Here is a 25,309-nt window from a genome sequence, read left to right as displayed (position 1 = left end):
CCGAATGGCGGGCAGGCCGAGTGGATCGCGGGCGCGACCTGACGTTGCCGATCCACCACAGAGCGGAGGAACCGGAGAATGGCCGGCGCGATGCGCAAGATGGCGGTCTACCTCGGCCTCGTGGAGGACGATGGGTACGACGGCCGGGGATTCGACCCCGATGACGACTTCGAACCCGAGCTCGAGCCGGAGCCCGAGCGGCGCCGCCACCAGCCTCCGCACCAGGTGGAGCGCGAGGAGCCGGTCCGTGCGCCGGTCGTGCAACCGCCGGTCCAGCGTGAGCCCGTTGCGCTTCCCGCTGAAAGCGGACGACCCGCCCGAATCGCCCCCGTGGCGTCCATCACACCTGAACGCCCGAGCCTGGAGAAGAACGCACCGGTGATCATGCCCAAGGTCGTGTCCGAGCGGGAGCCCTACCGCATCACCACGCTGCACCCGCGGACCTACAACGAGGCCCGTACCATCGGGGAACACTTCCGCGAGGGCACGCCCGTGATCATGAACCTGACCGAGATGGACGACACGGACGCGAAGCGACTTGTCGACTTTGCCGCCGGTCTCGTCTTCGGGCTGCATGGCAGCATTGAGCGAGTGACGCAGAAGGTGTTCCTGTTGTCGCCTGCTAACGTCGATGTCACGGCGGAGGACAAGGCCCGCATCGCAGAGGGCGGATTCTTCAACCAGAGCTGAGACACGACACCGGGAACGACCCGGCCGCACGGCCGGTATGAGAGAGCCAGGGGAGAGGGAACGCGGGATGGGCGTCGCACTACAGGTGGTCTACATCGCGCTGATGTGCTTCCTGATCCTGCTGATCTTCCGGCTGGTCATGCAGTACGTCTTCCAGTTCGCCCGTTCATGGGAACCCGGCAAGGCGATGGTGGTCGTTCTGGAGGCCACCTACACTGTCACCGATCCACCACTGAAGCTTCTGCAGCGGTTCATCCCACCGCTGCGTCTCGGGGGCGTGGCACTCGACCTGTCCTTCTTCGTTCTGATGATCATCGTGTACATCCTGCTCAACATCGTGGGTGGCTTCGCGATGAGGGTGTGAGCGATAACGGTCCTGCCGACTGCCGACGACTACGTAGAGGTGAAGAAGAGATGGCGCTGACCCCCGAGGACGTGCGGAACAAGCAGTTCACGACCGTCCGTCTCCGAGAAGGCTACGACGAGGACGAGGTCGATGCCTTCCTTGACGAGGTCGAGGCCGAGCTGACCCGCCTGCTCCGGGAGAACGAGGATCTGCGCGCGAAGCTGGCCGCCGCGACGCGTGCCGCCGCGCAGAACCAGCAGCAGGCCATGCGCAAGCCGCCGGAGCAGCAGGAGCGCCCGGTCGGCCCCGGCGGTCCGGGTGGTCCCGTGCCCGCCGCCATATCCGGTCCGCCGGTCCAGCAGCAGCCGCCGCAGATGGGTCCGCCCCAGCTGCCGGGCGGTGCGCCGCAGCTGCCGGCCGGTCCCAGCCACGGCGGGCCGCAGGGCCCGCACGGCCCCGGCCCCATGCAGGGCGGCCCCATGGGCGGTCCGATGGGCGGCCCCATGGGTGGCCACGGCCAGGGCATGCCCCAGCAGGGGCCCGGCGGTGACAGCGCCGCACGTGTGCTGTCGCTGGCCCAGCAGACGGCCGACCAGGCGATCGCGGAGGCCCGTTCCGAGGCCAACAAGATCGTCGGCGAGGCCCGGTCGCGCGCCGAGGGCCTGGAGCGGGACGCCCGCGCCAAGGCCGACGCGCTGGAGCGGGACGCGCAGGAGAAGCACCGCGTCGCGATGGGCTCCCTGGAGTCCGCCCGCGCCACGCTGGAGCGCAAGGTCGAGGACCTGCGCGGCTTCGAGCGCGAGTACCGCACGCGTCTGAAGTCGTACCTGGAGAGCCAGCTGCGCCAGCTGGAGAGCCAGGGCGACGAGTCGCTCGCCCCGCCGCGCTCCCCGTCCGCGGCTCCGTCGCTGCCGCCGTCCCCGTCGATGGCGTCGGCCGGTGCGGCTGCCCCGTCGTACGGCGGCAACCAGAACATGGGCGGTTCGCCGGGCATGGGCGGCGGCCCGTCGTACGGTGGCCAGCAGCAGATGTCCCCGGCGATGACCCAGCCGATGGCGCCGGTGCGGCCGCAGGCGCCGCAGCCGATGCAGCAGGCGCCCTCGCCGATGCGTGGCTTCCTCATCGACGAGGACGACAACTGACGGGGACGGGTCGCGTGATGAGCGCGTAGCCGTCGGTAGGCAGTCGGGCCGGGTGTCGTGGGCCGGGTGTCGTGGGTGGGGGTGGAGAGCGTCGGTCTGGTGGCCCTTGGCGGTGAGGCCGGGGTGCGGTGCCTCTTGGTGGTGAGGCCGTGTGGTGCCTCTTGGGGGTGAGGCCGGGGTGCGGTGCCTCTTGGTGGTGAGGCCGGGGTGCGGTGCCTCTTGGTGGTGAGGCCGTGTGGTGCCTCTTGGGGGTGAGGCCGGGGTGCGGTGCCTCTTGGGGGTGAGGCCGGGGTGTGGTGCCTCTTGGTGGTGGGGCCGTGGTGTGGTGCCTCTTGGGGGTGAGGCCGGGGTGTGGTGTCCATCGGCGGTGCGACCGTGGTGTGGTGTCTCGTGCCAGGGGCTCGTGGTGCGGTGTCTCGTGGCGGCCAGGGCGGGGGCCGTGTCTCTTGGCGGTGAGGCCAAGGCGGGGTGTGGTGTCTCGTGGCCGTGGTGCGGTGCGGTGCCTCGGGCCGGTGGGGGTGGGGCGGGGCCCCTCCGGCGCACCTCCTCGGGGTCGGCGGCCTCGGGTCCCGTACGGGAGCCGTTCCGACGCCGCCAACCCCTGCGGGGGCACCCCGGAGGGGCCCCGCCCCGGCCGTGTGCCGGGTGCGGGACGTGGAGGGTGAGCCGAAGGGCCCGGCCACGGGAGGTGGCCGGGCCCTTCGGAGGGGTCACGCCTTGCGGAGACGGAACGTCAGGGACAGGGGCTCGTCCGTGAACGGCTCGCCGTAGCTGCCGTCCGCGTCGCCCTGGGCGAAGTCCGTCGCCAGGACCTCGTCGGCGATGAGGCCGGCGTGGTCGGTCAGGGCCGTGACGACCTCGGCGTCGGTCGCGGTCCAACGCAGGGCGATCCGGTCGGCGACGTCTAGGCCGCTGTTCTTCCGGGCCTCCTGGATCAGGCGGATCGCGTCGCGGGCCAGACCGGCCAGCCGCAGTTCCGGCGTGATCTCCAGATCGAGCGCGACGGTGGCGCCCGCCTCGGAGGCGACGGACCAGCCCTCGCGCGGCGTCTCGGTGATGATCACCTCGTCCGGCGTGAGCGTGATCGTCTCGCCGTTCACCTCCACCGTGGCCTCGCCGCCGCGCAGGGCGAGCGACAGGGCGGCGGCGTCGGTCGCGGCGACGGCCTTGGCGACGTCCTGCACGCCCTTGCCGAACCGCTTGCCGAGGGCGCGGAAGTTCGCCTTCGCCGTCGTGTCGACGAGCGACCCGCCGACCTCGGAGAGGGAGGCCAGCGACGAGACGTTGAGCTCCTCGGTGATCTGCGCGCGCAGCTCGGGGGAGAGCGACTCGAAGCCCGCCGCGGCGACCAGCGCGCGGGAGAGGGGCTGGCGGGTCTTGACGCCGGACTCGGCGCGCGCGGCGCGGCCCAGCTCGACGAGGCGCCGCACCAGCGTCATCTGCCGGGACAGTGCCGGGTCGATCGCCGACGGGTCGGCCTCGGGCCAGGTCGACAGGTGCACCGACTCGGGCGCGTCGGGCGTGACCGGCACCACCAGGTCCTGCCAGACCCGCTCGGTGATGAACGGCGTCAGCGGCGCCATGAGGCGCGTGACGGTCTCCACGACCTCGTGCAGGGTGCGCAGGGCGCCCTTGTCGCCCTGCCAGAAGCGGCGGCGCGACCGGCGTACGTACCAGTTCGACAGGTCGTCGACGAAGGCGGAGAGGAGCTTGCCGGCGCGCTGCGTGTCGTACGCCTCCAGCGCCTGCGTGACCTGGTCGGTGAGGGCGTGCAGCTCGCTGAGCAGCCAACGGTCCAGGACGGTGCGGTCGGCGGGTGCCGGGTCGGCGTCGGTGGGCGCCCAGCCGGCCGTGCGCGCGTACAGCGCCTGGAAGGCGACGGTGTTCCAGTACGTGAGGAGCGTCTTGCGGACGACCTCCTGGATCGTGCCGTGGCCGACGCGGCGGGCCGCCCAGGGGGAACCGCCGGCGGCCATGAACCAGCGCACCGCGTCGGCGCCGTGCTGGTCCATCAGCGGGATCGGCTGGAGGATGTTGCCGAGGTGCTTCGACATCTTCCGGCCGTCCTCGGCGAGGATGTGGCCCAGGCAGACGACGTTCTCGTACGACGACTTGTCGAACACGAGCGTGCCGACGGCCATCAGCGTGTAGAACCAGCCGCGCGTCTGGTCGATGGCCTCCGAGATGAACTGCGCCGGGTAGCGCTGCTCGAAGAGCTCCTTGTTCCGGTACGGGTAGCCGTACTGCGCGAACGGCATCGAGCCCGAGTCGTACCAGGCGTCGATGACCTCGGGGACGCGCGTCGCGGTGAGCGCGCAGCCGTCGTGGGTGCACGGGAAGGTGAGGTCGTCGATGTACGGGCGGTGCGGGTCGAGCGCGGACTGGTCGCTGCCGGTCAGTTCGGTCAGCTCGGCCCGGGAGCCGACGCAGGTGAGGTGGCCCTCCTCGCAGCGCCAGATGGGCAGCGGGGTGCCCCAGTAGCGGTTGCGGGAGAGCGCCCAGTCGATGTTGTTGTTCAGCCAGTCGCCGAAACGGCCGTGCTTGACGGAGTCGGGGAACCAGTTGGTCGCCTCGTTCTCCTCCAGCAGCCGGTCCTTCACGGCGGTGGTGCGGATGTACCAGGACGGCTGCGCGTAGTACAGCAGCGCCGTGTGGCAGCGCCAGCAGTGCGGGTAGCTGTGCTCGTAGGCGATGTGCCGGAACAGCAGGCCCCGGGCGTCGAGGTCGGCGGTGAGCGCCTCGTCGGCCTTCTTGAAGAAGACGCCGCCGACGAGCCGCAGGTCCTCGGCGAACGTGCCGTCGGGGCGGACCGGGTTCACGACGGGCAGGTCGTACGCGCGGCAGACCTTGAGGTCGTCCTCACCGAACGCCGGCGCCTGGTGGACCAGGCCCGTGCCGTCCTCCGTGGTGACGTAGTCGGCGTTGACGACGAAGTGCGCCTCGGCCGGGAAGTCGACCAGGTCGAAGGGACGCCGGTAGGCCCAGCGCTCCATCTCGGCGCCGGTGAACGTCTGCCCGGTGGCCTCCCAGCCCTCGCCGAGGGCCTTCTCCAGCAGCGGCTGGGCGACGACGAGCTTCTCCCGGCCGTCGGTGGCGACGACGTACGTGACGTCGGGGTGGGCGGCGACGGCGGTGTTGGACACCAGCGTCCAGGGGGTCGTCGTCCAGACCACCAGCGCCGCCTCGCCGGCCAGGGGGCCGGAGGTGAGCGGGAAGCGGACGTACACGGACGGGTCGACGACCGTCTCGTACCCCTGCGCCAGCTCGTGGTCCGACAGGCCGGTGCCGCAGCGCGGGCACCAGGGGGCGACGCGGTGGTCCTGGACCAGCAGGCCCTTGCCGAAGATCTCCTTCAGCGACCACCACACCGAGTCGACGTACTCGGGGTCCATCGTGCGGTACGCGTCGTCCAGATCGACCCAGTAGCCCATGCGGGTCGTCAGCTCGGCGAACGCGTCGGTGTGGCGGGTCACGGACTCGCGGCACTTGGCGTTGAACTCGGCGATGCCGTACGCCTCGATGTCCTTCTTGCCGGAGAAGCCCAGCTCCTTCTCGACGGCGAGCTCCACGGGCAGGCCGTGGCAGTCCCAGCCGGCCTTGCGGGCCACGTGGTAGCCGCGCATGGTGCGGAAGCGGGGGAACACGTCCTTGAAGACGCGCGCCTCGATGTGGTGGGCGCCCGGCATGCCGTTGGCAGTGGGCGGGCCCTCGTAGAACACCCACTCGGGGCGTCCTTCGGACTGCTCCAGGCTCTTGGCGAAGACCTTGCTCTCGCGCCAGAAATCGAGCACGGCGTGCTCGAGGGCGGGCAGGTCGACCTGGGCGGGTACCTGGTGGTACTGCGACATCGAATCCTCCGGCGGACAGGTTCGTCGTTCCGTCGGAGGGACGAGAGCGCGTGCTCCCGCGGTACCACCCTCCTTGGCGCCGGGCACTGGGCCCGGAGCCCCCTCATTGGGGTCGCGATGCCGGTTCTACTGACCTTGCGCCCGTGGGCGGAGCCCACTGCCAAAGCTTTCTTCCGGCGGCTCCGGGGTGATGCTTCACGTCGGGCTCGCCCCCGGGCTCTCACCGTCCCCGGGTCGCTCATGGCCGCGTGCGACGCTACTGGTCCCCATCCACGCCTTTCGCTGCGCCCAGTGTACGGGGCGGGCCGAACGCGGGTCGCCACGTTTTCCGGGGCGGGCGCGCGGCGCGGTCCGTACGGCCGAACGGCCCCGTGCGCCGTCGCACGCCTCCGGCGGGGGCGCACCCCCGCTTACCGGGCGGACGGCGGCGGTACGGGCCCTCCCCGCTCGCCTGGTCGGGTACCGGCTGACCGCCGCCGGCGGCGTGCCCCGTTGCCGCGGGACCGAAGTCGATTTATCGTCCCAGCACGATTCGCGAGCAAGATCACAATATGTGAAGGGGCCGCGGCATGGTGGCGAAGAAGACCGCCGTCGAGGGGACGGCGTCCGGGAGGTCCGCCGCGTCCGCCGCGGGCCGTGCGCCCGCCGCCGCGCGCGGAGCGGCCCCGGCGGACGACGGGCCCCCGACCGGGGGCCGCGCGAGCACGCGGGCGGGCGCGACGGGGAAGAAGGCGGCCACCGGGAAGTCCGCCCCCGGGAAGACCGCCCCTGGAAAGGCGCCGACCAGCCAGTCGGTGGCCGGGAAGACGGCGACAGACAAGGTGCCGGCCAGGAAGGAGGCCCCCGCCGAGAAGGCCGCCGCGAAGAAGGCGTCCGCCAAGAAGGCACCTGCCAAGAAGGCACCTGCCAAGGAGGCGCCTGCCAGGAAGGCGCCTGCCAGGAAGGTGGCTGTCCAGGAGGCCGCTGCCAAGAAGGCCCCTGCGAAGAAGGCGTCCGCCAAGGAGGCGTCCGCCAAGAAGGTTGCGGCGAAGAAGGTGCCCGCCAGGAAAGCTCCCGGCAAGAAGACGGCCGGCAAGACGGCGGTTCCGTCGGGGGCCGAGGGGTCCGGTGGGAAGACGACCGCGGTCGAGGGGTCCGGAAGGGCCTCCGCGGGGAAGGCATCTGCGGGGAGCGCGTCCGGTGCGAAGGCGCCCGCCGGGAAAGCGGTCATCGCCAAGAAGGTGGCGGCCGCGGAGGGGGCCGCGCCGGGGGGTTCCGGCGGTCCTCACCGCGGTGACGGTGTCGCTGGTGGGGAAGGAGTGGTCGGTGAGATGCCCGCGGCCGGTGCGGCGGCGGGTGGCAGGGCAGGGAAGAAGGCCGCGTCCGCGGCCGAGGTGGCGGCCCGGGCCGCTGAGGAGACAGGAGCCAGGACGGTGGCAGCGAAGAAGACGGCGGACGTGACCACGGCGGCCGGGGTGGCCGTTCCCACGGCCCGCGGGGTCGCCGATGTGGCACCCGAGGAGTTGGCCGTACGGCCGGGCGAGGAGCCGTGGACGGCCGAGGAGGTGGCGGAGGCCCGCGCCGAGCTGGAGGGCGAGGTGCAGCGGCTCCAGCAGGAGCTCGCCGCCTCCGAGGAGGCCCTGTCGGGGCTGATGCGGGACTCGGGGGAGGGCGCCGGTCACGACGAGGCGGACACCGGGACGAAGAACATCACGCGCGAGCACGAGATGGCGCTCGCGGCGAACGCCCGGGCCACCCTGGAGCAGAGCCGGCACGCGCTGCAACGGCTCGACGCCGGTACGTACGGCCTGTGCGAGATCTGCGGCAAGCCGATCGGCAAGGCGCGCATGCAGGCGTTCCCCCGGGCCACCCTCTGCGTGGAGGACAAGCAGAAGCAGGAGCGACGGGGCTGACCGCGCGGGTGTGCCGTACCCTCGTCCCAGTCAGGTACCTAGGTTGAGGGACTCACGTGGCAGAGGCGGAGCAGGTCATCGGTACGCCGGACGTTGACGACGACGCCGGGACGCCCGCCGAGCGGCCGCGGGGCCGGCGCAGGGTCGTGGCGCTCGTCGCCGTGGCCCTCGTCGCGTACCTGCTGGACCTGGGCAGCAAGATGCTCGTCGTGGCGCGGCTGGAGCACCACGACCCGATCGTGGTGATCGACGGCCTGCTGGAGTTCAGGGCGATCAGGAACCCGGGTGCCGCCTTCGGCATCGGTGAGGCGTTCACGGTCCTCTTCACGGTGATCGCGACGGCCGTGATCGTGGTGATCGTGCGGCTGGCGCGCAAGCTGTACAGCCTCCCCTGGGCGGTCGCGCTGGGTCTGCTGCTCGGCGGCGCGCTCGGCAACCTCACCGACCGGATCTTCCGCTCGCCGGGCGTCTTCGAGGGCGCGGTGGTCGACTTCATCGCGCCCGCGCACTTCGCCGTCTTCAACCTCGCGGACTCCGCGATCGTCTGCGGCGGCTTCCTGATCGTGATCCTTTCCTTCCGGGGGCTGGACCCGGACGGGACCGTCCACAAGGACTGAACGGGCACCCCCGTCCACAGGCCCGACCGGGCCGGGACGGGAACAAGGCATACTCGACGGGTGAGTACGCTTCCCGAGATCCGCACGCTGCCCGTTCCCGACGGCCTGGAGGGCGAGCGCGTCGACGCCGCCATCGCCCGCATGTTCGGCTTTTCCCGCACCAAGGCGGCCGAGCTGGCCTCCGCCGGGAAGGTCCTCGTCGACGGCGCGGTGGTCGGCAAGTCCGAGCGCGTCACGGGTGGTGCCTGGCTGGAGGTCGAGATGCCCGGGGCGCCCGCGCCGGTGCGGGTCGTCGCCGAGCCGGTCGAGGGGATGGAGATCGTCCACGACGACGACGACATCGTCGTGATCATGAAGCCGGTCGGTGTCGCCGCGCACCCGAGCCCCGGCTGGACCGGCACGACCGTGATCGGCGGCCTCGCCGCGGCCGGGTACCGGATCTCCACGTCCGGCGCCGCCGAGCGCCAGGGCATCGTGCACCGCCTCGACGTGGGCACGTCCGGGCTGATGGTCGTCGCCAAGTCGGAGCGCGCCTACACGCTGCTGAAGGCGCAGTTCCGCGAGCGGGTCGTCGACAAGCGGTACCACGCGCTCGTCCAGGGCCACCCGGACCCGCTGAGCGGCACGATCGACGCGCCGATCGGCCGCCACCCCCAGCACGACTACAAGTGGGCCGTCACCGCCGAGGGCAAGCCGTCCGTCACGCACTACGACCTCATCGAGGCGTACCGGGCCGCGTCCCTCCTCGACATCAAGCTGGAGACGGGTCGGACGCACCAGATCCGCGTCCACATGTCCGCGCATCGGCACCCCTGCGTCGGCGACCTGACGTACGGCGCCGACCCCACCCTCGCCAAGCGCCTGCGGCTGACCCGCCAGTGGCTGCACGCGGTGCGCCTCGGCTTCGAGCACCCGGCGGACGGCCAGTGGGTCGAGTTCGAGAGCGGCTACCCCGACGACCTCCGGCTCGCCCTCGACACCATCGCCGCGGAGAGCGCGTGACCCCCTACCGCGTCCGGGAGGTTCGGACGGAGGAGGACCGCGCGGCGGCCTTCGCCGTCCGGCGCGCGGTGTTCGTCGTCGAGCAGGGCGTCCCGGAGGAGATCGAGTACGACGCGTACGACGCCACGGCCGTGCACGTCATCGCCGAGCACACCGCCGACGGTGTCACCCTCGGCACGGGCCGGCTCCTGTACGGTCCGGACGCCGCGGGCCGCACGGGTGGCGCCGAGGGCGTCGGCGCGCTCGGCCGCCTCGCCGTCACGCGGGAAGCCCGCGGCCTCGGCGTCGGGGCGGCGCTCGTCCGGGCCATCGAGGACGCGGCGCGGGCCCGGGGCCTGACCGCCGTGGACCTGCACGCGCAGACCCACGCCCTCGACTTCTACCGGCGGCTCGGCTACGGGCCGTACGGCGAGGAGTTCCTCGACGCGGGAATACCGCACCTGGCGATGCGCCGCACGCTCTGATCCACCGGGCGGCGTGGCAGGGTGGAGCCCTGACCCCGGCGTTTCCCAGCGGGTGGAGGGCCTCGCACCGTGGACCAGTTGGCTCTGCTTCTCCTACTGCTGCTCGGCGCCCTGCTGGCCGTGCCCCTGGGCGACCGCCTCAAGGTGCCCGCGCCGGTCCTCATGACGCTGCTCGGGATCGTCCTCGCCTTCCTGCCGTTCGTGCCGAACGTCGACGTCCCGCCCGAGCTCATCCTGCCGCTGGTCCTGCCGCCGCTGCTGTACGCCACGGTGCAGCGCACCTCCTGGCGGCAGTACGCGGTGAACATGCGGCCGATCCTGCTGCTCGCGGTGGCGCTCGTCCTGGTCACCACGGCCGTCGTCGCCGCCGTCGCGCACACCGTGGTCCCCGGCCTGCCCATCGCCGCCGCCGTCGCGCTCGGCGCCCTCGTCGCGCCGCCCGACCCGATCGCCGCGACCGCCGTCGCCGGGTCCGTCGGACTGCCCCGCCGCCTCGTCTCGATCCTGGAGGGCGAGGGCCTCTTCAACGACGTGACGGCGATCGTCGTCTACCACGTCGCCGTCGGCGCGGTCGTCGCCGGGACCTTCTCCTGGGCCGGCGCCGGCCTCGAACTGCTGCTCGCCGCGGTCGTCGCCCTCGCCGTCGGCCTGCTCCTCGGCAAGCTGGGCGCCCGGCTGGCGGGCGCGCTCGACGACGCCACCCTCCGGACGGGGCTCACGCTCCTGCTGCCGTTCGTCGCCTACTCCCTCGCCGAGGAGCTGCACGGCTCCGGCGTCCTCGCGGTCCTGGTCACCGCCCTCGTCCTGGCCCGCCACACCCTCGACGCGGACGACGTGACGGGACGGCTGGCCGGCCGCACCTTCTGGGAGATCGTCGACACCCTGGTCACCGGCGTCGCCTTCGGGCTGGTCGGCCTGGAGCTGAGCGCGGTGTTCGAGTTCGCCGAGGGGCGTGTGGGGCGGATGCTCGGCTGGGGCGCGGTGGTCGTCGTGACCGTCGTGGGGGTGCGGTTGCTGTGGCTGCTGCCCGCGACCTGGCTCGCGAAGCGGCTCCACACGCGCCGCGCGTCGGCCGAGGAGATCCCGATGAGCTGGCGGGAGACCGTCGTCATGTGGTGGTCGGGGATGCGCGGCGTCGCGTCCGTCGCGCTGGCACTGGCCATCCCGCTCACCACGGACGCCGGTGGCGCGTTCCCCGGGCGGGACGAGATCCTCTTCATCGCCTTCTGCGTGATCATCGCCACGCTGGTCTTCCAGGGACTCACGCTGCCCTGGCTCGTCGGCCGGCTCGGCGTGCGCGCCGACAGCGACGAGGAGCGGCGCCTCGAACGGGAGCTCGCGCTGCGCGCCGCCCTCGCCGCGAAACGGCGGCTGAAGGAGATCCAGCGCACCGAGGGGCTCCCCGACGAACTGGTCGAGCGGCTGCGGCGGCTGGCCCTCGACATCGGGGCGCGCATCAGCCCGGACCTCGTCGACGAGGAGCGGCGGGTCGCCTACGAACGGCGCGCCGAGGACTTCCGGACCGTCCACCGCGTCCAGCACGAGCTGCTCTCCGCCGCGCGGCACGAGGTCCTCGCCGCGCGCAACGAACCCGGCTCCGACCCGGAGGTCGTCGACCGGGTGCTGTACCAGCTCGACGTGCGCAGCCTCCGCTGACCCGGGCCGTACCGGCCGCGCCCGCCCGGGACCGGCGCGCCCGCAGGGTAACGCGCGCCCGCAGGGTGACGCGCGCCCGCAGGGCCGCCGGCGCGCGGTCAGCGCCGTGCGCGACCCCGGCCGCGTTCGACGGTACGGCCGTGCTCGGTCCGCCGGTCGCGTTCGGGTCCGCGCCCGAGGTCGGGGCGCTCCCGGTCGGAGGGGTCGCGGTCGGGGCGCCGGCCGTCGCCGTCGGCGCCGCCGCGCCCGTCGACACGGCCGCTTCCCTCGGCTCCGTCGGCACGGTCGACGCCGTCCGGGCGGACGTCGTCGCGGTGGGCGCGGTCGGGGCGGGTGGGGTCGCCGGCCCGGCCGGGCGCCGTCGTGGTCGCCACGCGCGGCAGGGCGTACGGGTGGTGCTCCGAGAGCCAGGTGACGAGCTGCTCCCGCACGTCGCACCGGAGCGTCCAGACGTCGTCGGCGTTCCGGGCGGTGACCACCGCCCGGACGACGATCGTGCTCGGGGTCGTGTCCGTGACGGCGAGCGACCAGCTCCGGCCGTCCCACTCCGGCGACTCCTGGAGGAGCCGGTGCATCCGTTCGCGCATGAGCGGCACCGGGGCCGCGTGGTCCAGGTGGAAGTAGACGGTCCCGGTGATCTGCGGGCCGCCGCGCGACCAGTTCTCGAAGGGCTTGCTGGTGAAGTACGAGACGGGCATCGTGATCCGGCGCTCGTCCCAGGTCCGGACGGTGAGGAAGGTCAGCGTGACCTCCTCGACCACGCCCCACTCCCCGTCCACCACCACGGTGTCCCCTATGCGCACCATGTCACCGAAGGCGATCTGGAACCCGGCGAAGACGTTGCTGAGGGTGGACTGGGCGGCGACACCCGCGACGATGCCGATGATGCCGGCGGAGGCCAGCATCGACGTGCCGACGGCCCGGAAGTCGGGGAACGTCAGCAGCATCGCCGCCGTGGCGACCACGCCGACCACCGCCGTGACGATCCTCATGATCAGGGTGACCTGGGTGCGGACCCGGCGGCGCCGCTCGGCGTTGCGGGTCGTCGCGGCGTAGCGGGTGTACGTCGCCTCGACGACGGCCGACGCGATCCGCATCACCAGCCACGCGCTGGCACCGATCAGCACGAGCGTCAGCGCGCGGCCGATGCCCGTGGCGTGGTCCTGGATGATCCGCCACGCCGTCTGGCGGTACGCCCCGCGCAGCAGCGCGCTGAGCATCACCAGCTGGAGCGGTATCCGGCAGCGCCGCAGCAGCCCCCAGAGCGGGGTCTCGTGGTGGCGCTCGTCGGCCCGCCGCAGCAGCAGGTCGGCCAGCCAGCCGACGAGCAGGGTGAGGAGGATCGAGCCGCCGAGGACGATCAGGGGGCGCAGTACGTTCTCCATGACTCCGGACGCTCGACGTGTGGTGTAAGGATGACCGGATGGAGATCATGCTGTTCCACTCGGTCTACGGGCCGCGCCCCGCGGTGCACGCCGCCGCGGACCGGCTGCGCGCCGCTGGGCACCAGGTGCACGTGCCCGACCTCTACGGCGGCCAAACCGCCGCGTCCGTGGAGGAGGGGAGGGAGATCAAGGACCGCATCGGCTGGGAGGAGCTGGCCAGGCGGGCCGTCTCCGCCGCCGCGCCGCACTCCGAGCGGGGCCTCGTGTACGCGGGGTTCTCGCTGGGCGCCGCCTTCGCCCAGATGCTGGCGGTGGCCGACGAGAAGGCGCGGGGACTGCTCCTGCTGCACGGCACGTACGACGTGCCGGAGGACGCGTCGGTGGGCGGTCTGCCGGTGCAACTGCACATGGCCGACCCCGATCCGTTCGAGCCGGACGACTGGCTGAACACCTGGTACCTGGAGATGGGGCGGGCCGGCGCGGACGTCGAGGTGCACCGGTACAGGGGTGCCGGGCACCTGTACACCGACCCCGATCTGCCGGACCACGACGCGGACGCGGCCGAGCGCACCTGGGCGACGGCGCTGTCGTTCCTCGACGGCCTCTGAGCCCCGGTCGGGTGCCGGGCCGCGCCGGTCGGGTGCCGGGGCCCGGGGCCGGGGCCTGGTCGCGGCACCGGTCGCCTGACGCGCCGAGGGGCCCGGCACCGCCGTCGTGGCGGCGCCGGGCCCTCGGCCGCTCCCCGCGGACGGACCGTTCGGCGGCGGTCCGTCGGTGCGTGCCGGGTCAGCGGGTGCGGTACGCCGTCCAGTGGTCCTGCATGCGCTGCACCTGACCGGCCGTGAACTGGTGCATGCAGGAGTCGTACGTGTAGTCCATGAAGTTGTGGATCGGGTCCACGCCGGCCTGGCGGGCGCAGGTGTCGCGGCCGGTCGGGCACTGGTACGCCGGGCTCTTCTCGGCGGCCGTGTCGGTCACGTAGTCGCCCTGGCCGCTGCAGCCGCCCTGGAACGTGTGGTACAGCCCCATCCAGTGGCCGACCTCGTGGGTGCCGGTGTCACCCTGGTTGTAGTTGGCCGCGGAGCCGCCGGGCAGGGACGCGTCGAGGACGACGACGCCGTCCATGGACGGGTTGGAGGCGTACGACGTCGGGAACGTCGCCCAGCCGAGCAGGCCGCCGCTGAGGTTGGCGGTGTAGAAGTTGAGCGCGCCGGCGCCGCCCTGGCGGAGGGTGGTCTTCATCGCCTTCTCCTCGGGGGAGCCGGAGGCGAGGTTGTACCAGGAGGCGTTGTCCGTGTAGGTCGTGCCGGCCAGCGTGAACTGGAAGCCGGTGGGGGCGTTGCCGCTGCCCTGGCCGCCGAAGGCGGAGTTGAGGACGGCCATCTGGTTGTTGACGTCCGTGGCGGTCAGCTTGCCCTTGGCGCCGTCGTGCACGACGTGGAAGTACACCGGGATGGTGGTGGCGACGGCCGCCGTGTCGAACCGGCTGCTGTCGAGGCCCTTGGCCTTGGCGGCCTTGAGCTTCTTCTGGAGGTCGGCCTCCATGGCCGCGGCCTTCTCGGCGGTCACCTCGTTGGGCTCGTGCGTGTGGACGTCGCCCGACGGGCGGGACTCACGGGCGTGCGCGCTCGCGTCCGTCTCCTCGACGCACTCCTCGCCGGCGGCGGCGAGCGGGGCGGTCGCGGCGGCACCGGTGGGGGCGGAGAACGGGAACAGGGCGAGCGTTCCGGCCAGTACGGCCGTGCCGAGCACGCGGCGGTGCGTTCTCGGGGATATGCGGACAAGAGCACGCATGGGTGACTCCTCGCGGGGGGACCGGCGGGGGCTTTCCCCGCCGACGCCCGGAGATTACGTGGCCATGTCAGATGTGCGGCAGGAGTGATCCGGCCCAATCGATCGTTGAGGTGATGGAGACATCCGGGAGAGGAAATCCTGCGGTCCGTCCCGATGGCTGAGACCCGTCCGTAACGAACGCGCCACCGGTGTCGGGTGGTGTGTCCGGTTTCGATCTTCGGAACACACCACCTGACACATGCTGGTGATCGTCGTTTAACCTGCTCCAGGTTGGCTGAAAATCGCCCCCCTGGTCACCTCATCACACCGGGGAGTACACCCGCTCGACCTTCTGCGTTCCGTTGAGCGTGCGGTACGAGCGGGCCCACGTCGCCGAGGCGCCCGGCTTCCTGCGGTCGGAGAGGACGAAGTAGTCCATCTGTGAGCGCTCGGCGGTCACGTCCAGCACGCCGTACCCGTGGTGGTCCATGTCCAGCCAGTGCACGTGGCTGTTGGCCGCCTTGATCGCCGCGGCGGCGACGGTCGACGCGGTGTTCGCCGGGACGCGCAGGATGTCGTCGAGGTTGTCGGAGGTCACCGACGTGACGACGAACTCCGTCGCCGCGGACGGCGACTTGGGGTAGGTGGCGGCCGTGACCGGCACGTCGTTGGCCCACGCCATGTGGATGTCACCGGTGAGGAAGACGGTGTTGCGGACGGCCCGCTCCTGGAGGTGGGTCAGCAGCTCCCGCCGGTCGTCGGTGTACCCGTCCCACTGGTCGACGTTGATCGCGATGCCCCCGGTCGGCAGGCCCAACAGCTCGGCCACCGGCTTCAGCAGGTGCGCGGGGAGCGAGCCGAAGGCGACCGGCGAGATCATCACCGAGGTGCCGACCAGCCGCCAGGTCGCGTCCGAGGAGGCCAGCCCGGCCTTCAGCCAGTCCAGCTGGGCGCGGCCGGTGATCGTGCGCTCCGGGTCGTCGACCTTGCCGCTGCCCGTGCCGGCCTGCCGGGAGCGGAACGAGCGCAGGTCGAGCAGGTGCAGGTCGGCGAGCTTGCCGTAGCGCAGGCGCCGGTAGACCGTGCCCTCGGCGGAGGTGCGCACCGGCATCCACTCGAAGTAGGCCCGCTTCGCCGCGGCCATCCGGGAGGCCCAGTCGCCCTCCGTGCCCGGGGTGTGGTTGTCGGCGCCGTCCGACCACGTGTCGTCGGCGAACTCGTGGTCGTCCCAGATGGCGATCACCGCGTGGGCCGCGTGCAGCGCCTGGAGGTCCGGGTCCGTCTTGTAGGTGGCGTGCCGCAGCCGGTAGTCGGAGAGGGTGACCGTCTCGTGACGGGGCTCGTGCGGGCGCAGGACGCGGTCGGTCTTCGGGTAGGCGCCGGAGCCGTACTCGTATATGTAGTCGCCGAGGTGGAGGACCGCGTCGAGGTCGGTGCGGGCGGCCAGGTGGCGGTAGGCGGCGAAGTAGCCCGCCTCCCAGTTCGCGCAGGACACGACACCGAACCGGACGCCCGGCGTGGCGTCGTCGTACCCGGGCGTGGTGCGGGTCCGCCCGACGGGCGAGAGGACGGAGGTGCCGGTGCCGCCGTCCGCACCGGCCGCGAAGCGGAACCAGTACGGCGTGGCCGGGCGCAGCCCGCGCACGTCCACCTTCACGGTGTGGTCGGTGGCGGCGCTCGCGGTGACCGCTCCCCGGGCGGCGATCCGGGTGAACCCGCGGTCCTCGGCGACCTCCCATCTCACCTCGGTGTCGGCGCCCTTGCCGGAACCGGGCGTGGCGTCGGGCGAGGGGGTCACCCGGGTCCAGAGCAGGATCCCGTCGGGCAGCGGGTCGCCGGAGGCGACCCCGTGGAGGAAGGCGGCGGTGGAGGTGGTGGCGGCGGCGGGGGAGGCGGCCGTGGAGACGAGCGCGGGCGCGGCGACGGCCGTGACGGCGGCGGCCTTGACGACGGTGCGGCGGCTGGGAGCCGCCGTGCGGATGAGGTTTCGACTGGTCACGGCGGAGCAGATTACTCATCCCATTACTGTTCAGTACGCAACAACTGCCCTTGTTTGGCGGGAAGTTGCCATCCGCTCACCTTGTGTCTGTCGAATGAACGGCTCGTCCTCGGTGGAACGGGCTGTTCACTGGATCCGGGTGGCGGCGGGGGTACGTGCCTCGGTGTCCGACGTGGCGGATGTGGCGCTGCGAGGTCTGTATCGACTGGGCGGCGTCGATCGCAGCGCTGACCGGGACACGCGAGAGCGGGCGAACTCGTCGGCGTCCGCCCGCTCTTCGGTGTGCGGTTGTCGTCTGGGTCGCCGGCAGGCTCCGGCCTTGCCTTCCTTGCCTGCCGAGCGGTACGTGGGGCTCTTGTCGACGGCCGCGGTGAATCCGGCCGCCGTCAACAGGACGTTCGTGCCGTTCGCGTCCGCCAACGGCTTCCATCCACCGCCGGGACCCGCGGTCCCCGGCCGGCCCCCACCTCACCTCGGCCTCGGCGACGGTGCGGCGGCTGGGGGTGGTGTGAGCGGGGACTCGACTTGTCGCGGATGCTCGGGCGCGCCGGCCGGGCGAGCGTCGGGCGGGCGGACTCCTTCGAGCCGCCCGCCTGCGGCCGGAACGCGCGCCTGGCCGACCTCGCCGACGGTGAGCCTCACCGGTGGTCATTCGGCGAGGTCACGGTGCGGCGAGGTCGATATCAGGCGACGCCGCCCTGCTTGGTGGCGCAGTACTCCTCGCGGCCGTCCGCTCCGTCCTTCAGGCAGACGCGCACGGTCACCCGGGTGCCCTCGGGGAGGTCCCAGCTGCCGCTGCCGCAGCTGTTGTCCGCGCCGTTGGCGTCCTCGACCACACGCCGGTAGCTACCGGTCGAGGTGGTGTAGAGGAGCTCGCCGTGGACCCTCTTGCCGTCCGCCCGGGTGTCGCAGACGTCGAGGCGGTCGCCGTTGGAGACGAACTTGGCCCACCCGCCCCAGCCGGCGTCGTTGGTGTAGGCGATGGCGTCCGTGCCGGCCATCGCCGGGCTGACGCCCATCAGGAACGCGGCGCCCGCGGCGGCGGCCACGACGGCTCCCCGCTTCTTCATCCTGGTGTTGACGCGCATGACTGCATCCCTCCCGTTTGTGTTCAGATGATCATGCGGAAAGGATCTTTCTCCCAACCCCATGGCCTGTCAACCGAGTTGTGGCCGCCCAGTCCGGGGGCGGTCGGGGATACGGCCGAAAAACAGGGGGAGGGGGAGGCGGGGCCGCCACGGCCCCGCCTCCCCCTCCCCGGGGTACGCCTCTGGTCAGCCCTTCAGGGCCTTCTCCATCGCCGTGGTGAACTCGGCCGCCGTCATCGGCGCGTTCTTGCCGTTCGCGTCCGTCACCGGCTTGCCGTCCATCTTCAGGGTCGGGGTGCCCTTGACGCCGCTCTTGTCGAACGCCGCGGACATCTTCAGCGCCCAGGCGTCGAAGGTGCCCTCCTCGACGTTCTTCTTGAACGCGGCGTTGTCCTTCAGCGCCGGGACCGTCTGGGCGACCTTCAGCAGGTAGGAGTCCTTGCCGAACTCGTCCGCCGACTCCTCGGGGTGGAACTTCGTCGAGTACATCGCCGACTTGAACTTCATGAACGCGTCGGGGCTCACGTCGAGCGCCGCGCCGAGGGCGGACAGGGCGTTCCTGGAACCCTCGCCGGTGGCGACATCGTCGATGAAGGTGGCGCCCACGAACTGGACCTTGTACTTGCCCGCCTCGACGTCCTTCTCGATGACCGGGCCGACCTGCTGCTCGAACATCGCGCAGACCGGGCAGCGCGCGTCCTCGAAGACCTGGAGCGTCTTCTTCGCGGTCGGCTTGCCGATGACGACGGTGGTGCCGTTCTCGCCCTCCGTGTTCCTCGGCGCCTTCACGTCCTTCACGGCCTTGGCGGCCTCCCAGTGGGAGGGCTTGTTGGCCTGGACGACGGCGTAGCCGATGCCGCCGGCGAGGGCGAGCGCGGCCAGGACCGAGACGCCGACGGTGATCTGCCGACGCGCCTTGTCCCGCTTGGCCTGGCGCTCCCGCTCCTGCCGGAGCCGTTCGCGGGCCGCCGCCTTGTTGACCTGCTTGTTGCGTGCGCTCATGGTGATGTCTTCTCCGTGTGTGGGGGTGGTCGTGTCCGAGGGGTGTGTCAGGCCGTGACGGCCCGGCACGGCGGTCCCCTCCGCCCGACGGAGTGCACCAGCAGCCGGTGGTACGCGGCGGTGAGCGGGCGGGCGCCGGCGCGCGGCGCCCGGCGGGGCGCGAGCCCCCGGGCCGAGGCCACCGCCCAGGCCACGAGCAGCGGGCGGAACGTGGACACCGCCACCGCGCGCAGCACCCGGGCCAGCGCCGCCTCGCCCCGCCGCAGCCACGCCGCGGCGAGCAGCCCCACCGAGACGTGCGCGGCGAGCAGCAGCCACGGCACCGACGGGTCGGCGGAGTGCAGGAGCGCGGCCGCCGCCGTCTCGGGCGCGGTGACGCCCGCCAGGGGAGTGCCCACGGCGTCACCGCACAGCACGTCGACGCCGACCGCGCGCAGCGAGCCGGCGACCGGCCCGCCGGAGGGGCCGTAGCAGGCGTGCTGGCCCGCGGTGAACGCGGTGTCCGCGGCCAGCTCCAACGGGACGAGCAGCCCCGCTATGGGCCGGAACCCGCGCTCCGGGCCGGCCAGCGCGTAGGCGACGGCGAACACCCCGGCCGCGACGAGCAGCACCGCGGTCAGCGGGAGCGGCACCCGGGACAGCAGCACGTGGGAGGCGGCGGACAGCGTCACGACCAGAGCCGTGAAGATCGCTGCCCGCGCCCCCCTCAGCTGGGCCCCGGCCATGTCGTCCATCGTCCGAGAGTGTGCCACGCGCCGCTGTAAGGGGCCCCTAAAAGGCGGCGATCAGCGAAGTCCCGGAATGCGACCGTTACGGAAGAGGTCGACGAAGATCCGGTGGTCGGTCCGCGCCCGGGCCCCGTAGGCGTGGGCGAATTCGACCAGCATCTCCGCGAAGCCCTCCTCGTCCGAGGCGATCGCCGCGTCGATGGCCCGCTCCGTGGAGAACGGCACCAGCGAGTGGCCGCTCTCGTCGTCGGCGGCCGCGTGCATCGCCGCGGTGGCCCGCCCCAGGTCGGCGACGGTCGCGGCCGTCTCGTCCGGGTCGTCCACGTCCGACCAGTCCAGGTCCACGGCGTACGGGGAGACCTCCGCGACCAGCTGGCCGGCGCCGTCCAGCTCGGTCCAGCCCAGCCACGGGTCGGCGTGCGCCTGGAGGGCCCGCTGCGAGATGACCGTGCGGTGGCCCTCGTGGTGGAAGTAACCGCGCACCGCCGGGTCGGTCACGTGCCGGGAGACCGCCGGCACCTGCCCCTGCTTCATGTAGATCACGACGTCGTTCTCCAGGGCGTCGCTGTTGCCCTCCAGCAGGATGTTGTACGAGGGCAGCCCCGCCGAGCCGATGCCGATGCCGCGCCGCCCCACCACGTCCTTCACCCGGTGGGAGTCGGGGCGGCCCAGGCTCGACGGCGGCAGCGTCTCCAGGTACCCGTCGAAGGCGTCCAGCACCTTGTAGCGGGTGGCCGCGTCGAGGTCGACCGCCCCGCCGCCGGCCGAGAAGCGGCGCTCGAAGTCCCGGATCTCCGTCATGGTGGCGAGCAGGCCGAAGCGGGTGAGCGCGCGGGCCTCGTGCAGGGCGTCCAGGAGCGGGCCCTGCGCGGTCCGCAGCGTGAACGGCGGGGCCTCCTCGTCGCGGGCCCCGGTCGCCAGGGCGTGGATCCGCTCCCGGTAGGCGGCGGCGCACAGCCGCACGAGCTCGGTGATCTGCCCGTCGCTGAACGCCTTGGCGTACCCGAGGAGGGCCACGGACGCGGCGAGGCGCTTGAGGTCCCAGGTGAAGGGGCCGACGTACGCCTCGTCGAAGTCGTTGACGTTGAAGACGAGCCGGCCGTGGGCGTCCATGTACGTGCCGAAGTTCTCCGCGTGCAGGTCGCCGTGGATCCACACCCGGCTGGTCCGCTCGTCCAGGAACGGGCCGCCCTCCCGCTCCTCCCCCTCCAGGTCGGCGTAGAACAGGCACGCGGCGCCGCGGTAGAACGCGAAGGCGGAGTGCGCCATCTTCCGGAACTTGATCCGGAAGGCCGCCGGGTCCGCCGCCAGCAGCTCCCCGAAGGCGGTGTCGAACACGGAGAGGATCTGCTCGCCGCGCTCGTGGGCGGTGGACTGCGGGACCGGCATCGTCGGGTGCCTCCTGACGCGCGCACGCCGCTCGACGGCGTGCATGACAAATCGGACGGGTCGTACCGTCCGATCAACGCGCGGAGGCGCCCGCGAGTGCCCGGGCCGCGTCCCGCGCCGGGCGCCCGTTGTCGGCGCGGAGTCGTAGACTTCCGAGCTGTCCCCCCGTCTGCCGACGCTCCCCGCCCCCGGAGGCCGCAACCGTGTCGAAGCCGCCGTTCACGCACCTGCACGTCCACACCCAGTACTCGCTGCTGGACGGTGCCGCGCGGCTCAAGGACATGTTCGCCGCCTGCAACGAGATGGGCATGACCCACATCGCCATGAGCGACCACGGCAACCTCCACGGGGCGTACGACTTCTTCCACTCGGCGAAGAAGGCGGGGGTCACCCCGATCATCGGCATCGAGGCGTACGTCGCCCCCGAGTCGCGCCGCAACAAGCGCAAGGTCCAGTGGGGCCAGCCGCACCAGAAGCGGGACGACGTCTCCGGTTCCGGTGGCTACACGCACAAGACGATCTGGGCGGCGAACGCCACCGGCCTGCACAACCTCTTCCGGCTCTCCTCCGACGCGTACAAGGAGGGCTGGCTGCAGAAGTGGCCGCGCATGGACAAGGAGACCATCGCCCAGTGGTCGGAGGGGCTGATCGCCTCCACCGGCTGCCCCTCCGGCGAGCTCCAGACCCGGCTGCGCCTCGGCCAGTTCGACGAGGCCCTGAAGTCCGCCTCCGAGTACCAGGACATCTTCGGCAAGGACCGGTACTTCCTGGAGCTGATGGACCACGGCATCGAGATCGAGCGCCGCGTCCGCGACGGCCTGCTGGAGATCGGCAAGAAGCTCGGCATCCCCCCGCTGGTCACCAACGACTCCCACTACACCTACGCGCACGAGGCCGGCGCGCACGACGCGCTGCTCTGCATCCAGACCGGCAAGAACCTCTCCGACCCCGACCGCTTCAAGTTCGACGGCACCGGCTACTACCTCAAGTCGACCGACGAGATGTACGCCATCGACTCCTCGGACGCCTGGCAGCAGGGCTGCGCCAACACGCTCCTGGTCGCCGAGCAGGTCGACACCGCCGGCATGTTCGAGAAGCGCGACCTGATGCCGAAGTTCGACATCCCCGAGGGCCACACCGAGGTCACCTGGTTCAAGGAGGAGGTCCGGCGCGGCATGGAGCGCCGCTTCCCCGGCGGCATCCCGGAGGACCGCCGGCGGCAGGTCGACTACGAGATGGACGTCATCATCCAGATGGGGTTCCCGGGGTACTTCCTCGTCGTCGCCGACTTCATCATGTGGGCGAAGAACCAGGGCATCGCGGTGGGCCCCGGCCGTGGCTCGGCGGCCGGCTCGATCGTGGCGTACGCGCTGGGCATCACCGACCTCGACCCCATCCCGCACGGCCTGATCTTCGAGCGGTTCCTCAACCCCGAGCGCGTCTCCATGCCCGACGTCGACATCGACTTCGACGAGCGCAGGCGCGTCGAGGTGATCCGCTACGTGACGGAGAAGTACGGCGCCGACAAGGTCGCCATGATCGGCACGTACGGCACCATCAAGGCCAAGAACGCGATCAAGGACTCCGCGCGCGTGCTGGGCTACCCGTACGCCATGGGTGACCGCATCACCAAGGCCATGCCCGCCGACGTCCTCGGCAAGGGCATCCCGCTCTCCGGCATCACCGACCCCTCCCACCCCCGGTACTCGGAGGCGGGCGAGGTGCGGTCGATGTACGAGAACGAGCCGGACGTGAAGAAGGTCATCGACACCGCGCGGGGCGTCGAGGGCCTGGTCCGCCAGATGGGCGTGCACGCCGCCGGCGTGATCATGTCCAGCGAGACCATCACCGACCACGTCCCCGTCTGGGTGAGGCACACCGACGGCGTCACCATCACGCAGTGGGACTACCCGAGCTGCGAGTCGCTCGGCCTGCTGAAGATGGACTTCCTCGGCCTGCGCAACCTCACGATCATGGACGACGCCGTCAAGATGGTGAAGGCCAACAAGGGGATCGACATCGATCTCCTGAGCCTGCCCCTCGACGACCCGACGACCTTCGAGCTGCTCCAGCGCGGCGACACCCTCGGCGTCTTCCAGTTCGACGGCGGCCCCATGCGGTCCCTGCTGCGGCTGATGAAGCCCGACAACTTCGAGGACATCTCCGCCGTCTCGGCCCTCTACCGGCCGGGCCCGATGGGCATGAACTCCCACACGAACTACGCGCTGCGCAAGAACGGCCAGCAGGAGATCACCCCGATCCACCCGGAGCTGGAGGAACCGCTCCGGGAGGTCCTCGGCGTCACCCACGGCCTCATCGTCTACCAGGAGCAGGTGCAGAAGGCCGCCCAGATCATCGCCGGGTACTCGCTCGGCGAGGCCGACATCCTCCGCCGCGTCATGGGCAAGAAGAAGCCCGAGGAGCTGGCGAAGAACTTCACGATCTTCCAGGCCGGCGCCAAGAAGAACGGCTACAGCGACGAGGCCATCCAGGCGCTGTGGGACGTGCTGGTCCCCTTCGCCGGCTACGCCTTCAACAAGGCCCACTCCGCCGCGTACGGACTCGTCTCCTACTGGACGGCGTACCTCAAGGCCAACCACCCCGCCGAGTACATGGCGGCGCTGCTCACCTCGGTCAAGGACGACAAGGACAAGTCGGCGGTCTACCTCAACGAGTGCCGCCGCATGGGGATCAAGGTCCTCCCGCCCAACGTCAACGAGTCCGAGTCCAACTTCGCCGCCCAGGGCGACGACGTGATCCTCTTCGGCCTCTCCGCCGTGCGGAACGTCGGTACGAACGTCGTCGAGTCGATCATCAAGTGCCGCAAGGCGAAGGGGAAGTACTCCTCCTTCCCCGACTTCCTCGACAAGGTCGAGGTCGTCGTCTGCAACAAGCGCACCGTCGAGTCGCTGATCAAGGCCGGCGCCTTCGACGAGATGGGCCACACCCGCAAGAGCCTCGTCGCCCACCACGAGCCGATGATCGACAACGTGGTCGCGGTCAAGCGGAAGGAGGCCGAGGGCCAGTTCGACCTCTTCGGCGGGATGGGCGAGGAGGGCGCCGACGAGCCCGGCTTCGGCCTGGACGTGGAGTTCTCCGACATCGAGTGGGAGAAGTCCTACCTGCTCGCCCAGGAACGCGAGATGCTCGGCCTCTACGTCTCCGACCACCCGCTCTTCGGCATCGAGCACGTGCTGTCGGACAAGACCGACGCCGCGATCTCCCAGCTGACCGGCGGGGAGCACTCCGACGGCGCGGTCGTGACCATCGGCGGCATCATCTCCGGCCTCCAGCGGAAGATGACCAAGCAGGGCAACGCCTGGGCCATCGCCACCGTCGAGGACCTCGCCGGCTCCATCGAGTGCATGTTCTTCCCCGCCACCTACCAGCTGGTCTCCACCCAGCTGGTCGAGGACACGGTCGTCTTCGTCAAGGGCCGCCTCGACAAGCGCGAGGACGTCCCCCGGCTGGTCGCGATGGAGCTGATGGTCCCCGACCTCTCCTCGGCGGGCACCAACGCGCCGGTCGTCCTCACCATCCCGACCGTGAAGGTCACGCCGCCCATGATCAGCCGCCTCGGGGAGATCCTCAGCCACCACAAGGGGAACACCGAGGTGCGGATCAAGCTCCAGGGTCCGCGCAAGACCACCGTGCTCCGCCTCGACCGGCACCGGGTCCAGCCCGACCCGGCCCTCTACGGCGACCTGAAGGTCCTCCTCGGCCCGTCCTGCCTGGCCGGCTGAGCGGCCCCGCCGTCCCGCGCGGGCGGTGGGCCGTACGCACCGGCCCGTCGCTCCGCCGGCCGTCGCGATGCCGGCCTCGCGCCACCGCCCGTCGCGCCATCGCCCGTCGCGCCGCCGCCCGTCGGTCGCCGTGCCACCCGCGCCGCCACCCGCCGCCGTCACACGGAAGGGGCGCGCCCGTCGTCACGGGCGCGCCCCTTCCGTATGACCTGTGACCTCTCCGGTCACACGGTCACACGGTCACCGCGTCAGTTGTGACCGAACCTCTTCTGCCGGCCCTTCTGCGCGACGTCCGCCGGCGTCACCGACGTCGCCCGCTGCTCCGTCTGCCGCTCCATCGAGGTGTCGCGGGACTGCTGGGTGCCGCGCTCCGCCGGGGACTGCTGGCGCTCGGACTTCCGGTGCTTGGCCATGGTGGTGCCTCCTGTGGGATGTGGGGGCCAGGACCGCGACCAGACTCACATACCAGTATGGAGCGCGCATTTTGGATCATTGCCGACCGTAGCCACCCTTCCCTGCAGCGGAGCGGCCGTAGTCAGGAGGCG

The 25,309-nt window shown here is 71.7% G+C and carries 19 protein-coding genes; 10 read left to right on the top strand and 9 right to left on the bottom strand.

Going from position 1 to position 25,309, the window contains the following annotated elements; genetic code table 11:
* Positions 1–78 precede the first annotated feature (78 nt).
* The 3 genes from NRO40_RS07015 (at position 79) to NRO40_RS07005 (ending at position 2,178) form a co-directional block, all read left to right on the top strand.
* Positions 79–690, top strand: coding sequence for a cell division protein SepF (locus tag NRO40_RS07015; RefSeq protein ID WP_058941822.1), 612 nt, complete (start codon positions 79–81; stop codon positions 688–690).
* Positions 691–757: 67 nt separating this feature from the next.
* Positions 758–1,054, top strand: coding sequence for a YggT family protein (locus NRO40_RS07010; RefSeq protein ID WP_058941823.1), 297 nt, complete (start codon positions 758–760; stop codon positions 1,052–1,054).
* 50 nt (positions 1,055–1,104) lie between these two features.
* Positions 1,105–2,178 carry a DivIVA domain-containing protein gene (locus NRO40_RS07005; protein ID WP_058941824.1) on the top strand — a complete coding sequence of 358 codons (1,074 nt, stop codon included), beginning with the start codon at positions 1,105–1,107 and terminating at the stop codon, positions 2,176–2,178.
* Positions 2,179–2,888: 710 nt separating this feature from the next.
* Here NRO40_RS07005 and ileS read toward each other — a convergent pair.
* Complete coding sequence (ileS, locus tag NRO40_RS07000) at positions 2,889–6,026, bottom strand: isoleucine--tRNA ligase (protein WP_058941825.1); 3,138 nt, start codon at positions 6,024–6,026, stop codon at positions 2,889–2,891.
* Between the two features lie 569 nt (positions 6,027–6,595).
* Here ileS and NRO40_RS06995 point away from each other — a divergent pair.
* From NRO40_RS06995 to NRO40_RS06975, 5 genes are all read left to right on the top strand, one after another.
* Positions 6,596–7,918 carry a TraR/DksA family transcriptional regulator gene (locus tag NRO40_RS06995; protein WP_079047000.1) on the top strand — a complete coding sequence of 441 codons (1,323 nt, stop codon included), beginning with the start codon at positions 6,596–6,598 and terminating at the stop codon, positions 7,916–7,918.
* Positions 7,919–7,974: 56 nt separating this feature from the next.
* On the top strand, positions 7,975–8,535 hold the full coding sequence (lspA, locus tag NRO40_RS06990) for a signal peptidase II (RefSeq protein WP_058941826.1): 561 nt from the start codon (positions 7,975–7,977) through the stop codon (positions 8,533–8,535).
* A gap of 60 nt (positions 8,536–8,595) precedes the next feature.
* Positions 8,596–9,537, top strand: a complete 942-nt coding sequence (locus tag NRO40_RS06985) for an RluA family pseudouridine synthase (protein WP_058941827.1) — start codon at positions 8,596–8,598, stop codon at positions 9,535–9,537.
* Positions 9,534–10,001 (top strand): GNAT family N-acetyltransferase, encoded by a 468-nt coding sequence (locus NRO40_RS06980; protein WP_058941828.1) that lies wholly within the window; start codon positions 9,534–9,536, stop codon positions 9,999–10,001. The genes NRO40_RS06985 and NRO40_RS06980 overlap by 4 nt, the downstream gene beginning before the upstream one ends.
* A gap of 69 nt (positions 10,002–10,070) precedes the next feature.
* Positions 10,071–11,657 carry a Na+/H+ antiporter gene (locus tag NRO40_RS06975; RefSeq protein WP_058941829.1) on the top strand — a complete coding sequence of 529 codons (1,587 nt, stop codon included), beginning with the start codon at positions 10,071–10,073 and terminating at the stop codon, positions 11,655–11,657.
* 98 nt (positions 11,658–11,755) lie between these two features.
* Here the strand turns inward: NRO40_RS06975 and NRO40_RS06970 are convergent, their stop codons facing one another.
* Positions 11,756–13,042: a mechanosensitive ion channel family protein gene (locus tag NRO40_RS06970; protein WP_079047001.1), complete on the bottom strand. Its 1,287-nt coding sequence runs from the start codon at positions 13,040–13,042 to the stop codon at positions 11,756–11,758.
* A gap of 38 nt (positions 13,043–13,080) precedes the next feature.
* Here NRO40_RS06970 and NRO40_RS06965 point away from each other — a divergent pair, with 38 nt between their 5' ends.
* Positions 13,081–13,650, top strand: a complete 570-nt coding sequence (locus NRO40_RS06965) for a dienelactone hydrolase family protein (protein ID WP_058941830.1) — start codon at positions 13,081–13,083, stop codon at positions 13,648–13,650.
* A 178-nt stretch (positions 13,651–13,828) separates the two neighbouring features.
* Here NRO40_RS06965 and NRO40_RS06960 read toward each other — a convergent pair whose 3' ends face one another.
* The 6 genes from NRO40_RS06960 to NRO40_RS06935 form a co-directional block, all read right to left on the bottom strand.
* Positions 13,829–14,836, bottom strand: coding sequence for a zinc metalloprotease (locus NRO40_RS06960; protein ID WP_058941831.1), 1,008 nt, complete (start codon positions 14,834–14,836; stop codon positions 13,829–13,831).
* Between the two features lie 301 nt (positions 14,837–15,137).
* Positions 15,138–16,814, bottom strand: a complete 1,677-nt coding sequence (locus NRO40_RS06955; RefSeq protein ID WP_058941832.1) for an alkaline phosphatase D family protein — start codon at positions 16,812–16,814, stop codon at positions 15,138–15,140.
* Positions 16,815–17,497: 683 nt separating this feature from the next.
* A complete protein-coding gene (locus tag NRO40_RS06950) occupies positions 17,498–17,902 on the bottom strand; it encodes a hypothetical protein (RefSeq protein ID WP_058941833.1) in 405 nt (134 codons plus the stop codon).
* A gap of 186 nt (positions 17,903–18,088) precedes the next feature.
* On the bottom strand, positions 18,089–18,904 hold the full coding sequence (locus NRO40_RS06945) for a thioredoxin domain-containing protein (RefSeq protein ID WP_058941834.1): 816 nt from the start codon (positions 18,902–18,904) through the stop codon (positions 18,089–18,091).
* Positions 18,905–18,951: 47 nt separating this feature from the next.
* Positions 18,952–19,638: a hypothetical protein gene (locus NRO40_RS06940; protein WP_058941835.1), complete on the bottom strand. Its 687-nt coding sequence runs from the start codon at positions 19,636–19,638 to the stop codon at positions 18,952–18,954.
* A gap of 51 nt (positions 19,639–19,689) precedes the next feature.
* A complete protein-coding gene (locus NRO40_RS06935) occupies positions 19,690–21,021 on the bottom strand; it encodes a DUF2252 domain-containing protein (RefSeq protein ID WP_058941836.1) in 1,332 nt (443 codons plus the stop codon).
* A gap of 203 nt (positions 21,022–21,224) precedes the next feature.
* On the opposite strand from NRO40_RS06935, the gene dnaE reads away from it, so the two are divergent.
* The gene (gene dnaE, locus NRO40_RS06930) at positions 21,225–24,764 is read left to right on the top strand and encodes a DNA polymerase III subunit alpha (protein ID WP_058941837.1); all 3,540 of its coding nucleotides are present in this window, start codon (positions 21,225–21,227) and stop codon (positions 24,762–24,764) included.
* Between the two features lie 248 nt (positions 24,765–25,012).
* Here dnaE and NRO40_RS06925 read toward each other — a convergent pair whose 3' ends face one another.
* Entirely contained in the window at positions 25,013–25,177 is a 165-nt protein-coding gene (locus tag NRO40_RS06925; protein ID WP_198549314.1) for a hypothetical protein, read from the bottom strand.
* Positions 25,178–25,309: the final 132 nt, after the last annotated feature.

This window comes from Streptomyces changanensis, assembly GCF_024600715.1.
GTDB classification, from domain to species: Bacteria; Actinomycetota; Actinomycetes; order Streptomycetales; family Streptomycetaceae; genus Streptomyces; species Streptomyces changanensis.
The sequence above is the reverse complement of the archived record's forward strand: the minus strand, read 5'-3'. Positions and strand labels throughout refer to the sequence as shown.